A 14,645-nucleotide genomic window follows, 5' to 3' on the forward strand; every position below is an offset into this window, starting at 1 on the left:
TTAAATTTTTAATTAAATCAATGAAAGTAGCTGTAGTAGGTTCAACAGGAATGGTTGGACAAGTTATGCTTAAAGTTTTGGAGGAGAGAAACTTCCCTGTAACAGAATTAATCCCGGTAGCATCCGAAAGATCTGTAGGCAAGAAGGTGAAGTATAAACAGAAGGAATTTACTATTGTAAGCATGAAGGACGCTATAGCTGCCAAACCGGATATTGCAATCTTCTCTGCAGGTGGTTCTACTTCTCTTGAATACGCTCCGTTATTTGCAAAAGCAGGAACAACAGTAATTGATAATTCTTCTGCATGGAGAATGGACCCTGATAAAAAATTAGTCGTTCCCGAGATCAATGCTGATGTTTTGACTAAAGAAGATAAAATCATTGCAAATCCGAATTGTTCTACCATTCAATTGGTAATGGTCCTTGGACCTTTGAACAAGAAATATGATTTAAAAAGAGTGGTTGTTTCTACTTACCAGTCTGTAACAGGAACAGGTAAAGCTGCTGTAGACCAGTTAAATGGTGAAATTAGCGGAGATGATTCTACTGAAAAAGTATATCCTTATCAGATATTCAAAAATGCATTACCACACTGTGATGTATTTGCGGATGATGATTATACAAAAGAAGAGATCAAACTGATGAAGGAACCTAAGAAAATTTTAGGAGACGATACCTTCAACTTAACAGCAACTGCTGTAAGAGTTCCGGTACAGGGAGGACATTCTGAAAGTGTAAATATTGAATTCGAAAATGAATTTGAACTGGATGAAGTAAGAAAAATCTTATCTGAAACGCCAGGTGTAATCGTAATGGATGATGTGAAAAACAACCATTACCCGATGCCACTGTACTCGGAAGGGAAAGATGAAGTTTTTGTAGGAAGAATAAGAAGAGATCTGTCACAGCCCAAAACGCTCAACCTCTGGATCGTAGCAGACAATCTGAGGAAAGGAGCAGCAACAAACGCTGTACAAATCGCAGAATACCTTGTAGCAAACAACTTAGTATAAACTAACAAAATAAAAAAGAGTCTCAGAATTGAGATTCTTTTTTTTATCAAACACTTTATGAATACCCAGAAAAATACCCACAAAGAGAAAATAGGATTTCAAAAGCTGATCGCAGCATTTGGAGTCATCCTTTTCGTAGGAAAGATTATTGCCTGGAAGCTCACCAATTCTGACGCTGTATTTTCCGATGCTATGGAAAGTATCGTCAATGTCATCAGTGCATTCATGGGACTCTATTCCCTTCATCTTGCGGCCAAACCCAAAGATGAAGACCATCCGTACGGCCACGGAAAAGTAGAATTCGTCACCTCCGGGATTGAGGGCGCCCTGATTGCTATTGCCGGCATTATGATTATCTATGAAGGGATTCACAGTCTTATCGTAGGAAAAACGCTCAGCAAAATAGATCTGGGTATATGGATCATTGCTGCCACTGCCGTTATTAATTATCTTCTGGGATATATTTCTATAAAAAAGGGAGAAAGAGAAAATTCTTTGGTCCTTATCTCATCAGGAAAGCATCTGCAGTCTGATACCATTACAACCCTTGGTGTGGTAGCCAGCTTAGTGATCGTTTATTTCACCAAAATCTATTGGCTCGACTCTGCAGTAGCATTAACTTTTGGGCTTTATATCATCTTTGTAGGTTATAAAATCGTCCGAAAATCGTTAAGCGGTATTATGGATGAACAGGATCCAGAAATACTAAACCAGGTGATCAGAATCCTTGAAGAAAACAGACACATAGAATGGATTGATGTACACAATATGAAAATTCAGCAGTTCGGTTCTTCTCTTCATATTGATGCTCATATTACCCTTCCGTGGTATTATGATCTTCGGGATGCTCATGGCGAAATGGAAAAAGTAATTATCCTTCTTGCTAAAAATATGAAAAGAAATATTGAGTTCAATTTTCATATGGACGACTGTAAACCTATTTCATGCCCGGTCTGCCAGATCAGAGAATGTCCTGTCCGTGAAAAAGATTTCGTAAAACGTGTAGAATGGACTCCGGAAAATATAACCAGCGTTGATAAGCACACTGCAGAATAGGTTACGCAATTCATATTCTCAGCCGCCTTTAGCAATCATCTGCTTTCTGTAATAAAACATGGGGACAATCAACAGGATAATCAAGGGCTGGATCACAAATCTTCTCATATAGAAAGAAAAAAGATATCCTATTTCAAATTGATCATGAATACAATACAGATAAATAGGCAGAGCAATTACAAAGACAATTAGTATCATCATTGCTCCCTGTACCAGCCATTGTTTGCTTTTAAATAAGCCATAGATAATCAAGCAGGAAAACAAAAGATTTAAAACAAATCTGAAGACATGTCCAAGAATCAGTTTTCCCCATTCAAATGCAGGGAATTCAATATTTTTATTCGCTTCATGAAAGTAAGTAAGGAAAGGATCATAAAAAAGACGGTCCTCCAGAACTCTTACACTTATCAATCCGCAGATTCCTGCAATAATCAGAAGCCAGTTAAGAATTTTCATGTTTTAACGCAAAAAATTTAATCCAGATCAGCCAAAGTACAACAACACTCCCATAAATGATGGCAGGGAAAATAAAATCATGGAACATTTTACCATACTCTTTATAATCTGTCATTACGATATTCAATCCTATGATTCTCAGAAGATTCATTATATACAGGATAACCAATCCTATCCCAACAAAGGCAAAGGTCTTCATCCCTTTATAAAAAGCAAAAACAAAAGAGACAAATAGAATGATGACAGAAACAGCATTGCAGCCCTCTACCATTCTCGTCTCATAGCGTTGGTTTACGTAAAACCAAACCTGTTCATTCTTTACATCATCATAAAGTTCCGAAGGATACCCTATTGCATTCTGCAGAACAACTACCTGATGGGCAATGAGTCTTGAAAAAGAATCCAGCCCGGAGTCTTTACCACTATTCAGGTAGAACTGATAAGCAAAAAGCAGCACCAGATAAATAATAATAAAACGCAGTAAAATACCTAAAACAGGTTTAAAGTCTTTCAGCATGGTACAAAGATAAAAATTAGACTGTAATATCCTGAATTTGAATCAAGAAAGTTAAAAACCAAGGATAATATACCATTATTACGGGATATGACATTGAAAATTTTCTTAAAAATATGCAGTTAAACTAATGTTCAACAATTCATTTCATATCATAATGATAATATTCTTTTCCTCATATATTTTACTTCCTTAAACTATAATTTCCAACTCATGTTAATTTAGTATATTTGTTTCCATATTATGACTTCTGAAAACGCAAAACGATTTTTTGAAAACCATTTGGGTAAAAAATCTTCCGAATTCGTCACATTAGCTCAAAGCGGTTCTGCGAGGGTAAACTTCCTCGCCACTGTCACTTCTGAAAAATATATCATTACTTACAATGAAAATATTCCGGAAAATGAAAGCTTTCTTTACTATTCCAAAATATTCTCAGAACTGAGCCTCAACACTCCTTCTATTCTTGCTGTTTCTGAAGATAGAAAAATGTATATCCAGGAGTTTTTGGGCCAACATACCCTTTCAGAGGTGATCGCCAAGGAACAATTATCTTCCACCGTAAGATCTTTGGTAAAGCAGACATTAGAAAAGCTTTTCCGGATGCAGATACAAACTCAGGGAAAAATTGATTTTTCCAGAACGTTTGAATATGAAAGCTATGATGAACTTCCCGTGATTCATGATTTATATTATTTTAAAAACTTTGTAGCCGATGTCCTTGAGCTTGAATACAACAAGTCTACTCTTCTGAAAGAATTCAAAAAGATTGCAATACTCATTGAAAATATTGAACCTAAAGGAATTATGATTCGTGATTTTCAGGCAAGAAATATCATGGTAGATGAAAAAAATGAGGTTTCTTTCATCGATTATCAGTCTGCAATGAAGGGACCATTAATGTATGATGTCATCTCTTTTCTTTTCCAGGCTAAAGCCAATTTCCCGGAAGATTTTAAACAGGAAATGCTGGATTTTTATATTCAGCAGTTTGAAAACCCTGAAACGAGAACCCAGTTAAGAAATGCAGTTATGCCTATTCAAATGATGAGATTTTTACAGGTTTTAGGAGCTTATGGATTCAGAGGATTGATTCAGAGGAAACAACACTTCATGACCAGTCTGGAGAAAGGAATTCAAAATATAACACAGTTTGCCGGCTCCTGGGAACAGATGAACAACTATCCAGAGCTGAAAAAAGTAATTCAGCAGTTGACATCAGAGAGAGCAAAACAAAAAATTGAGGAAATAATAAATTCAAACCATTAAGAAAGCTTTAAGTTATTAAGAATATTAAGGTTATGACCAAAAAAGAAATTACTCAACTGTCATATGAAATTACAGGCTTTGCTATTAAAGTCCATAAAATTCTTGGTCCTGGTCTACTAGAAAGTGTTTATGAAGAATGCTTAAAAATCGAACTTGTTAAAAATGGTTATGATGTTAAACAACAATTATATATTCCCATCAATTATGAAGGGATAGAAATTGAAACAAAACTTGTCGTAGACTTACTTGTAAATGATACAATTATTATAGAGTTAAAAGCTGTGGAAAAAGTACTACCAATTCATGAAGCACAATTACTCACTTACATGAAAGTTCTTAAAAAGCCACAAGGCCTTCTTATTAATTTTTTCACGAATAATATTACAAAGTCAATGAAGCCTTTTATCAAGGAATTTTTCAAGGAACTTCCTGACTAAATTTTGATTTATCAAAATCTTAACTTACCTTAAAAACTAAATAAACCTTAATGGTTTAAAAATTAAAAAAAGAATATGCTACACATCGAGATACACAGTTTTTCATACAAGAAAGGAGGAATTCCTAAAGACAATTCAGGAAACGGCGGCGGCTTTGCTTTTGACTGTCGTGGGATTTTAAATCCCGGAAGAATTGAAGAATATAAAATTCAGACCGGAAACGATATAGGAGTTCAGGAATATCTGGAAACAAAAACAGAAATGCCAACTTTTTTAGAATTGGTAAAATCTCTTGTTTCTATTAATATTGACAATTACCTTGAAAGAGGTTTTGAACACCTGCAGATCAATTTCGGATGCACAGGAGGACAGCACAGATCGGTATATTCCGCAATAAAAATTGCCGAATTTATCAGAGAAAAATATCCTGAAGGAACTGAGATCACCCTTCATCATGATGAACAACCACAACTGAATAAATAAATGATAAGCGATCATTGATAAATGATTTAATTATCATTTATTTATGATACAAAGTATTATCATTCATCAATTACCATCTATCAATTATAAAAAATGAAAGCTCTAATTTTCGCAGCAGGAAAAGGTACCAGGCTTAAACCGTTTACAGATCACCATCCGAAAGCGTTGGCCAAAGTAAACGGAGTTCCGCTTCTCGAAAGAAATATCAAATACCTGAAAAGTTTCGGAATAAATGATTTTGTCATCAACATCCATCATTTTGGAGATCAGATTGTTGATTTTTTAAATAAAAATAATAATTTCGGCTGCAAAATCGAAATCTCTGATGAGACTAATGAGCTTCTGGAAACAGGTGGCGGCTTGATTTTTGCAAGAAAATTTCTTGATCACGGAGAAGATTTTTTAATCTTGAATGCGGATATTCTAACTGACCTGAACATCAATGCGTTGGTAGAATACCACAAAAAGATAAAAGATTTTGCTACTTTAGCGGTTTCGGACAGAGAAAGTTCGAGAAAACTCCTTTTCAATGATGATATGGTTTTGAGAGGCTGGCTGAATGTACAATCAGGAGAACAGAGACTGGCAGAATTCAACAAAGGTTTTAAAGCTCTTGCTTTCAGCGGAATTCATTGTATCAATCCTGTCATCTTTGAAAAAATAAAAAGAACAGGCAAATTTTCTGTTATGGAAGAATATCTGGATTTGATGCAAACCGAGCATATACACGGATTTGTACATGACAGCATCCTTATTGATGTCGGAAGACCGGCATCCGTAACAGAAGCCGAAAAACATTTTAAATAAAATTTTGCAATGGAAATTGATGGAACTAGGGATGAAAGTTTAGTAAATCCAGAACTTGACATAAACGAAACAAAACTACATAATAGCTTCAGACAAAAAACCTGGGACGAAACCATCACCAAAGACAGCTGGATGGTTTTCAAGGTGATGGCTGAATTTGTAGACGGCTATGAAAAACTGGCCAAGATTGGCCCATGTGTTTCTATATTCGGTTCAGCACGACTGAAGCCGGAGAACAAATACTATGAAATGGCTGTAGATATTGCTGAAAAGATCACCAAATTAGGTTTCGGAATTATCACCGGAGGTGGTCCCGGGATTATGGAAGCTGGAAATAAAGGAGCATTCAATGGTAAAGGGAGATCTATCGGACTTAATATTGATCTACCTTTTGAGCAGCATTTTAATCCTTACATCAATAAATCCTATTCTATGAATTTTGATTACTTTTTCGTAAGAAAAGTAATGTTTGTAAAATATTCTCAAGGTTTCGTGGTGATGCCGGGAGGTTTCGGAACATTGGATGAGCTGACTGAGGCGATGACTCTGATTCAGACCAACAAAATAGGAAAATTTCCAATCGTTTTGGTAGGAAGTGAATTCTGGGGAGGATTATTAGATTGGTTCAAGGCAACGCTCTTGAAAGAAGGGATGATTGCTGAAGATGATTTGGATCTTTATCGTGTGGTAGATACTGCTGATGAGGCTGTAGCACATATTAAAGCTTTTTATGATAAGTATGCTGTGAATGTAAATTTTTAATTGGCATATTATTTGTGACCTATAACTAACAAGTATGATTGTAAATCTATTAATTAAGATGAAAAAACTTTTATATATATCAGGTATTTTAACATTTTTTGTGTTATCGAGTTTTATGTATGTAGACTTTTTCTCTTCAATGACCAAAGTTGACTATATTGATGGAAGCAAAACATTGAAGTTTACCACAAAAATGAATACAAGCCATATCTCTGATGCTATTAAAATTAACCCTAATACGGCTGGATTTGAAGCAGAGGTAAAAAAATATGTGAACAATAGTTTTGATGTATTTGTCAATGGGTCTCCTAAAACGATTACCTTCACAGGAAGTCAGGTCAGTGGAGAAACTGTATGGGTGTATTTTGAGACCGGAGGCGTTTCGGATATCAGCACCTTAAAGATTAAAAATACGATCCTTTTGAGCGCTTTTCCTAAGCAGATCAATCTGGTGAATATCGCCTACAAAGGCAGCCAGAAAACAATGAATTTTCAAAGAGGAAAAGAAGTGAACGAGGTTTCTTTTTAAACGAGAATTAGATTTAACCATTATAAAATGGATACCCTGAAAAGTTGAACTTTTCAGGGTATTTTTTTTGGAATAACAAAAAATCACATCCAAGAGATAAATTAAGTACAAATACCTAATCTCAAATTTCAGCATTTACACTCTAATATTTTCATTTTCAGCAATGTACATTTGTATTGTAATTACAACCAAACAGGTGAAGCCGTATCACTTAAATAACGGGGCGAAATCTGAAAAGCCAATGAGTAAGAAAACACCAAACTAAAACTAAGTATCATGGAAGATATAGAACTTAAATCATCCAGCCAGGCAATAGATGTCCTGATTGTAATAGACACGGATTATGTACGAGCAAATTATAAAAGTCCCAGTACAGATCCTAATAAACCTGTAGGAATTGATCATAACAGCCAGCATATGATCGTTTCGAATGCCAATGCCATCTCAGGACAAGGTTCAGCTGATCTGAACTTCAGTGCAAGAGCCGGAGATGTAGTTTCTTTCAGAGGAACTTCAATCTATCAGAATTCGGATGACGCAGTTATTATTTATAATATTAAATATTGGTCCGGAGATCAGGTTTTTAATAATTTCGTATACAATTCTGTTAGAAGAAAGCAAGCTGCTGTACCGGATGTAAATTCTTTAAACGGCCTCCCTGCCACCTCTGCAGATATCAGCTTTGCCAGTATTGATTCAAAAGTAAGATCTACTGGAAAAGAGAACTTCTATGTACAGTTCGGACTTTATATTTTAGATCCTAAAGACAGTAACAAACAGATTCTGTACGGTTACTTTTACTGGGATCCAACAATTACAGTTAAATAAAAGAAAATAAAAAAACCACTGCCGGTGCAGTGGTTTTTGTTTTTAAATAATTTAAAATCCTGTAGACCAGAAAAGGATATCAAGATCTAATTCACTAATATCAAAATCATTCTGATAATCTTTAAAACCAGGCTTGTTTTTCAGTTCCTCAATAGCATTTTCTGCTTTTTCTAAAGATGAAAATACTCCAATATATCTTTCATCATCCAGAAAGGTGTGTATTGTATAATAATGGCTGACACTAAAAACAGTATTCAAGCCTAATCCCTTAACTGAAATACAGTTTTCATCTATCACATCACCTTTCTCAATATAATCACGTCCCATTTCCCCAATAACCTCCTGAAATCCTTCATTCCAATGTACTTTATCCATAATATAACAATCCGTAACAAAACATTCAGGATAATCTCTGAATCCAGGCAGAGTAACCGCTTTGGATTTCAACTTCTCCAAGCCTTCAACACTATTGCAAAAACCAAGAAATTTGGTAGCTGTATGGGACTCATCAGTATAAGTATGATTTAAGGCATAAATGAAATATTCCATTTTAAATATCAGTTCTATATTTTACTATTATTTTCAGAAATAAAAATATAAAATTCTCAGTGGATTTAATTTAATATTCACTATTAAAAATAAAATCAGGCAGCTTTTCAAGCTGCCTGATTTTTATAAAGTATATTAGAACGATATTCTATCCTACTGTATTACTCAATTTTGATGTTATCAATCTGAAGATCGTAATTTCCACTTGTTCCTGTTTTGATAGCGAACATATCTTTTCCAGCTGTTGTGTTAATATCAGCAATACCTGTAAGCGTAAGCTCAACTAATCTCCATTGACCGTTCGTATTGATCGATCCTGTGTAAGAGTTAGCACTTTCTACTCCTAAAGTAGCACCTGTAGAGAATGTTCCTAAGTTAAATACGTAGAAACCTCCACCTGCTTTATACACGTTGAAAGAAAGAGTTTTTCCTGTTGCAGTACCTTTGATATACATTGTAATTCTCTTAGGAGTCGCTGGAATTCCTGTAGTAGCGATAGATGTAAATACGTAATCGTTAGCGGTAGGTGTTCCTTTGATCTGAAGTGAGTTTGTATTGTTGTATCCTAAACCGACACCTTGAGTTGCATAAGGCTTAAGTCCGAAGGTGTTTACACTTGTTAAGAACGTTGCCCAGTTTTCAAAATCAGATCCTGCGAAAAGATTGACAGCACTTACAGACGGAGCTTCCGGCTCACCCGGGTTGAATCTGTCGTTAGGGAAGTTCATATCATCAAGAGTTCTGATATAAGCCTGCTCTGTATATGTTGTAGTGTTGCTTGAACTTGTAAAACGGCTTAAAAGAAGAACGATATCACCACTTTTTGCATATTTAGGAGAGATAGGAGACTTCGCAAATGTTGCATAGTTGCTGAAACGAAGATCTAGTCTACCTGCTTTTTTATCCGTAATATAACGGTCACCTGTAGCTGATTCATCAGCAAAAGTTTTTGTCAATTCAGGCTCTTCAAACTGAACGTTTTTAATTTTTACAAGCTGATTGATGTGAGCACCATTTTTAAGAGCATCAGCAATAGAGTTGAATTCTAATGGCTTGATAGCGGTTACTACAGCTTTTTGTCCATCACAAACTCTTGCCATGTAATTTGAAACTTTATTGGGGTTGATTCTACCGATAGGATAGTTAGGGTCAAAAGAACCTACTTTAATATTCCCATTAACCCCCTGAACGATCAATCCTTTCAGGTTGATTCTAACTAAAGATCCAGTTGGGAAATCAAGATATTGGTTTCCTCCGTCGATATCAATTTCGATACCTTGTGTTGGGTTTTCAGGCTTATCCTGAAGGAACATCATTTTGTAGATGTTTCCAGACTCATCACTTGAAGATACATACGCTTCAACGATATAATCTTCTTTAATGATATCAGCTTCAACAGGTTTTGCTTTTGCAATGGATACAAGCTCAGATAGTTGATGGTTAGCTGCTGCAAATTTGTTGATACATTTAATTTCCGGCACGTCATAATCATCGGTTTTTACACAAGACGAGAACGCCAGCATTGAAATGGCAGTAAAGATCGCCGCTTTAAAATATATATTTTTCATTGTTTTCGATTTTTAATTTAATTTTTTTAGAATCTGAATTGAAGGTTCACAAAATAAGATCTACCCTGGTTATACCAATATTTAGGAGCGAATACCATGTTTCCGCTGTCATAATCATTAGCATAGTCAGTATAGTTAACGTTTCTTGTCTGCTCAAATCCACCTGTAATAAAGTTTCTGTTATTAAGGATGTTATTTACAGAGGCAGACACCAATACATAATACTTACCAATCATCCAAGACTTACCTGCGTTCACATTGAAGAAGAATGCTGAAGGTAGTTTTGTAGGCGTAAGAACTCTTGCAAGCTCTTCATCGGTTACGTTGTCATAAGGTACTCCCGGTGTATTGGGGTTTGTGTAGAATCTGGCAGTTCTGGTTACCGGAGACGGATCTAAGAACGAATGTCCAAAGTAATTCCATGTCGCTCCTAACCACCAGTATTTAGGGCTGCTGTAACGAAGACCTAAAGTATATGCCTCCTGAGGAGTTCCACCCTGTCTGTAGTTTTTCAGAGTAGCTTCACCCATGTTGGTATACGATCGTGATACTACATTTCCGTTTCCATCAAGTTCTCTAAAAGTTCCAACAGCATCAGATGCAAAATAAACAGTAGGGTTATTAGTATAAGTATACTGTCCTAAGCTTAATAATCCACTTGCTGTCAAAGTAGGAGTAACTTTCACCTGTGCACCAAGTTCAATACCCATATTTCTCTTGTTGGCTCCTGCCAATACCTGAGTAATAAAAGCACCATCCTGAATAGGAGCCTGATCTCCGCTTTCAGTAAGCGTAGTCAACTTAACTCCCTGTGCAAAGTATCTCTGTACACTTGTTTCGTTTTGAGTATTAACAAGGTAACCTGTCAATCTAAGTTTAACAATAGGAGTAGAGATTACATAGCTCAAATCGTTTGCATCAATAACAACGTTCTTGATACCCGGAGTGGTAACACCACTTACTCTTGTATTAAAATAAATATCATTTAAGAAAGGAGACTGAGAAAAGTAAGCTCCGTTATAAACCAAGAAGTTTCTACCATTGATTTTATAGGTAACCTGACCTTTCACCCCTGCATTCCAGAAGTTTTGATCTGCCCCTTTTCCGTAAGATGACTCATACAAATAGTGCTGGAACAATCCTTCTCTGCTGTTTGTTGTATAACCGAATAATCCGGAAATAAAAACATCAAATTTCCCTGTTGAGAATTTGAAAGCTGGGTTTATTTTAAATTCCTGTCTTCTGAAAATATAGCTGTATCCGATTTTATCACCTTCTCTTTTGGCAACATCAGTATCACTTTCTCTTGTATTGAATTTCCCCCAAGCGCTTCCTGCAGTTGTATTAGATGCAAACGCGTCCATATTCAGGGCGAAATCAGCACCTAAAAGATCATTCACTTCTCTGTACTGTTCAGATCTGTAGTTCTGGTAAGATAAGTTTAAAATGAAACGGGAAGTATCATTAAAGTTATAAGTATAGTGCGTAGATAAATTCCATACTTTATCATCTTTCACATCATCCACAAGATAATAAGCAGCTCTTCTTCCACCAAGTGTAGCATTATATTCTACATTCCTGTTGGCATTATAAAGATTATCCCAGTTGATCTGTGTGTGTGATTGGTCATCATTCGTCCACCAGTCTCTTGTGATTCCAACATTGGCAGCTTGTTCCGGAGCCGGATTTTTATAGTTTAACCAATAACTTGGTAAATTACGGTAATACGTTGGCGACGGGTTATTCGCTCTATACCAATCTAATCTTGAACTGTATTCTTTACCGAACTGGTAAGAAACAGACGTCCATAATTGAGAGTTTTTATTGATTTTCCAGAAATCCTGTAATTGAATCATCGGCTGGAAACCTCTTTTTACTCTTTCATTTCTTTTATCTCCGTTCTGCCATCCCCAGTAAGAGTTGTAATGAACTCCTCTGAAGTCATATACTTCCTGAGTACTTGGGCTTGAAGAACTTCTTGCATATTTAGATCCGATAGCATTTAAAGTCATCGTATGGCTATCGCTGAATTTCTTCTCAATACCAACATATCCACTATATGCATCATAAGCTGTACCATCCTGAATCCCTTCCTGTGCCCATCTTCTCGCGATCATTCCTGTAAATGCCCATCCGTTCTTATTCATTCCGGAAGAGAACCTGTAAGACAATCTATTCGTATAATTTCTGTTCGTCAGAGAGTACGTCAACTGACTTCCTTTTCTGTACTCACTTGCTTTTGTATTCTTATAAAATACACCGGTAGTTCCTCCGAAAGCATATTCTGAAGGCGCATGATTAGCGGAAATTTCCGGATAACGGGTAATTTCGTTCAATCCTCCCCAGGTACTGAAGTCTACATCTCCATTATCTGCAGCGGCCATAGAAACCCCGTTGATCATATTCTCACCTGTTCTGCTATCAATCCCTCTTGGGCGGAACCAGTATGGTCCTAAATCGAAACTTGCAATTCTGTTGAAAACATCCTGAGAAGACTGTAGTAATCCTACTGTTGCAGTTTGCTGTGCACCACCGCTGTCACTTTCTCCGGAATCTTCTACAATAGCCAAACCCTGATCTGCACCGTTCAATGCAGAATAAAGAGTAATTACTCCAAGATCTTTTCTTTTCTCATCACTAGTTACGTCAAATTCAAAAATTTTAGTTTCGAAATTTGGTTTTGTAACCATAATCTGATAATGTCCGGGCATCAAGTCAGTAAATTGGAAATAACCGATCTTGTCTGCCTTTGCATCATTTCCTGCTCCTTTTAAATCTACACTTGCTTGCTCAACAGGCTTGCCATCCGCATCCTTAAGATACGCATGCACTGTTGTCTGTGCATAATAATATGACGCAGGCAGCAAAGTAAATAAAGAGATCAATGATAGTTTTTTAATCATGAGTATATTTATTTTTTTAATACTTTTCTTGTTAATTCTCAACAGTTTAAAAGTTGGGGGCACAAATTTAGTTAAATTTTATAATTCACAACTTTTTTAACGTAAATTTTTCTTAACATTGCAAACTTTTAAGAATCATTATATAAATGATGATAGCATTGTTGCTTTTAAATTTACAAATATTTAAAATACAGTGAATTAAAAAAAAGTAAATTTGCAAATTAAATAGTATTAATAATAACTCTAAATAGATGAAGAGATTTTTAAGTCTGTTTGCCATCCTTATTTCAATCATGGCATTCTCACAACAAGGAAAACTGAGAAAAGTAGCTACCGTAGGTTTCTTAAACGTAGAAAACCTTTGGGACACTATCCGCTCAGCAGATTATATCGATGGAACCAAAGACATTAAGAATCCGGCTTTCCACAGAAGTATTCCTATAGACTCTATCAAAATTCTGGAATCTGAAAAATACGATGGACCATGGAGTGACGGCGCTTTGAAAGGCAAAAAAGTAGTTAGAGAACAAAGTGGATCCGAAGAATTTACTCCAAAAAGCGCAAAGAACTACGGAACAAAGATTTATAAAGCAAAACTGGCCAACGAAGCTAAGGTAATTTCTGAAATGGGAGCACAATATACCAAAACAGCTCCTGCAGTAGTAGGCTTAATTGAGGTTGAAAACAGACAGGTCATCCAGGATCTTGTGAACGAACCTGCTCTAAAAAAATATGATTACGGAATCATTCATTACAATTCTTATGACTACAGAGGAATTGATGTTGCATTAATTTATCAGAAAAGAAGATTCACCCCTACCAATTCATTGAAAAAAGAATTGGTAATCTACGGTGACAACGGAAGAAGAGAATATACAAGAGATATCCTTGTTGTAACAGGGTTTTTAGATAATGAGAAAGTAGCATTTTTCATGAACCACTGGCCTTCAAGAAGAGGTGGTGAAGCGATTTCTTTACCTAAAAGAAATGCTGCTGCTGTTTTATTAAAGCAACAAATGGACAGTGTAAGAGCTGCAGATCCTACGACAAAGCTTTTTGCAATGGGAGACTTTAACGATGATCCTGTAAGTCCAAGTTTAAAAAACCATCTGAAAGCTCAGGCTAGTCCTAAAGATTTAAGCGAAGAAACGCCTTATCTTAATCTGATGTATCCTTTATATAAGAAAGGTGTTGCCTCTCTTGCTTATCAGGATGCACCGAACCTGTTTGACCAGATTATAGTTTCTAAAAATGTCATTTCAGATCAGGTAACTAAAGAATATTCTGTTTACAAAGCAGAAATCTTTGCTCCGGCTTACTTAGTCAATAAAGAAGGAAATTACAAAGGGTACCCTTTCAGATCCTGGAACGGAGACCAGTTTACAGGAGGCTACAGTGATCACTTCCCGGCATTTGTAGTTCTTCAGAAAGAACCATAAAAAAGTTAGGCACTCTTATTGGAGTGCTTTTT

General features: G+C 35.9%; 15 protein-coding genes. 10 read left to right on the forward strand and 5 right to left on the reverse strand.

The window, feature by feature from the left end; genetic code table 11:
• Nucleotides 1-20 precede the first annotated feature (20 nt).
• On the forward strand, nucleotides 21-1,013 hold the full coding sequence (locus AC07UM_RS11075) for an aspartate-semialdehyde dehydrogenase (RefSeq protein WP_494683448.1): 993 nt from the start codon (nucleotides 21-23) through the stop codon (nucleotides 1,011-1,013).
• Nucleotides 1,014-1,070: 57 nt separating this feature from the next.
• Entirely contained in the window at nucleotides 1,071-2,069 is a 999-nt protein-coding gene (locus AC07UM_RS11080) for a cation diffusion facilitator family transporter (protein ID WP_494683447.1), read from the forward strand.
• Between the two features lie 18 nt (nucleotides 2,070-2,087).
• On the opposite strand, the gene AC07UM_RS11085 is transcribed toward AC07UM_RS11080, so the two are convergent.
• Together AC07UM_RS11085 and xrtF are read right to left on the reverse strand one after the other, a co-directional pair.
• Entirely contained in the window at nucleotides 2,088-2,525 is a 438-nt protein-coding gene (locus AC07UM_RS11085; RefSeq protein ID WP_494683446.1) for an exosortase F system-associated membrane protein, read from the reverse strand.
• Nucleotides 2,512-3,042 carry an exosortase family protein XrtF gene (xrtF, locus tag AC07UM_RS11090; protein ID WP_494683445.1) on the reverse strand — a complete coding sequence of 177 codons (531 nt, stop codon included), beginning with the start codon at nucleotides 3,040-3,042 and terminating at the stop codon, nucleotides 2,512-2,514. The genes AC07UM_RS11085 and xrtF overlap by 14 nt, the downstream gene beginning before the upstream one ends.
• Nucleotides 3,043-3,282: 240 nt before the next feature.
• Here xrtF and AC07UM_RS11095 point away from each other — a divergent pair, with 240 nt between their 5' ends.
• The 7 genes from AC07UM_RS11095 (at nucleotide 3,283) to AC07UM_RS11125 (ending at nucleotide 8,154) form a co-directional block, all read left to right on the forward strand.
• Nucleotides 3,283-4,308, forward strand: a complete 1,026-nt coding sequence (locus tag AC07UM_RS11095; protein ID WP_494683444.1) for an aminoglycoside phosphotransferase family protein — start codon at nucleotides 3,283-3,285, stop codon at nucleotides 4,306-4,308.
• A gap of 32 nt (nucleotides 4,309-4,340) precedes the next feature.
• Entirely contained in the window at nucleotides 4,341-4,745 is a 405-nt protein-coding gene (locus AC07UM_RS11100) for a GxxExxY protein (RefSeq protein WP_494683443.1), read from the forward strand.
• 75 nt (nucleotides 4,746-4,820) lie between these two features.
• A complete protein-coding gene (locus AC07UM_RS11105; RefSeq protein WP_494683442.1) occupies nucleotides 4,821-5,228 on the forward strand; it encodes a RapZ C-terminal domain-containing protein in 408 nt (135 codons plus the stop codon).
• 93 nt (nucleotides 5,229-5,321) lie between these two features.
• Nucleotides 5,322-6,035 (forward strand): nucleotidyltransferase family protein, encoded by a 714-nt coding sequence (locus AC07UM_RS11110; protein ID WP_494683441.1) that lies wholly within the window; start codon nucleotides 5,322-5,324, stop codon nucleotides 6,033-6,035.
• A gap of 9 nt (nucleotides 6,036-6,044) precedes the next feature.
• A complete protein-coding gene (locus tag AC07UM_RS11115) occupies nucleotides 6,045-6,797 on the forward strand; it encodes an LOG family protein (RefSeq protein WP_494683440.1) in 753 nt (250 codons plus the stop codon).
• Nucleotides 6,798-6,855: 58 nt separating this feature from the next.
• Entirely contained in the window at nucleotides 6,856-7,326 is a 471-nt protein-coding gene (locus tag AC07UM_RS11120) for a DUF6702 family protein (protein ID WP_494683439.1), read from the forward strand.
• A 276-nt stretch (nucleotides 7,327-7,602) separates the two neighbouring features.
• The gene (locus AC07UM_RS11125) at nucleotides 7,603-8,154 is read left to right on the forward strand and encodes an inclusion body family protein (RefSeq protein WP_494683438.1); all 552 of its coding nucleotides are present in this window, start codon (nucleotides 7,603-7,605) and stop codon (nucleotides 8,152-8,154) included.
• Nucleotides 8,155-8,205: 51 nt separating this feature from the next.
• On the opposite strand, the gene AC07UM_RS11130 is transcribed toward AC07UM_RS11125, so the two are convergent.
• The 3 genes from AC07UM_RS11130 to AC07UM_RS11140 form a co-directional block, all read right to left on the reverse strand.
• Nucleotides 8,206-8,703 carry a DUF7336 domain-containing protein gene (locus tag AC07UM_RS11130; protein ID WP_494683437.1) on the reverse strand — a complete coding sequence of 166 codons (498 nt, stop codon included), beginning with the start codon at nucleotides 8,701-8,703 and terminating at the stop codon, nucleotides 8,206-8,208.
• A 161-nt stretch (nucleotides 8,704-8,864) separates the two neighbouring features.
• On the reverse strand, nucleotides 8,865-10,271 hold the full coding sequence (locus AC07UM_RS11135; protein WP_494683436.1) for a DUF5689 domain-containing protein: 1,407 nt from the start codon (nucleotides 10,269-10,271) through the stop codon (nucleotides 8,865-8,867).
• 26 nt (nucleotides 10,272-10,297) lie between these two features.
• Complete coding sequence (locus AC07UM_RS11140; RefSeq protein WP_494683435.1) at nucleotides 10,298-13,174, reverse strand: carboxypeptidase regulatory-like domain-containing protein; 2,877 nt, start codon at nucleotides 13,172-13,174, stop codon at nucleotides 10,298-10,300.
• 251 nt (nucleotides 13,175-13,425) lie between these two features.
• Here AC07UM_RS11140 and AC07UM_RS11145 point away from each other — a divergent pair, with 251 nt between their 5' ends.
• Nucleotides 13,426-14,613, forward strand: a complete 1,188-nt coding sequence (locus tag AC07UM_RS11145) for an endonuclease/exonuclease/phosphatase family protein (RefSeq protein ID WP_494683434.1) — start codon at nucleotides 13,426-13,428, stop codon at nucleotides 14,611-14,613.
• The last annotated feature ends 32 nt before the right edge of the window (nucleotides 14,614-14,645 follow it).

It is taken from the genome of Chryseobacterium sp. GW821-FHT04C04 (assembly GCF_059420365.1).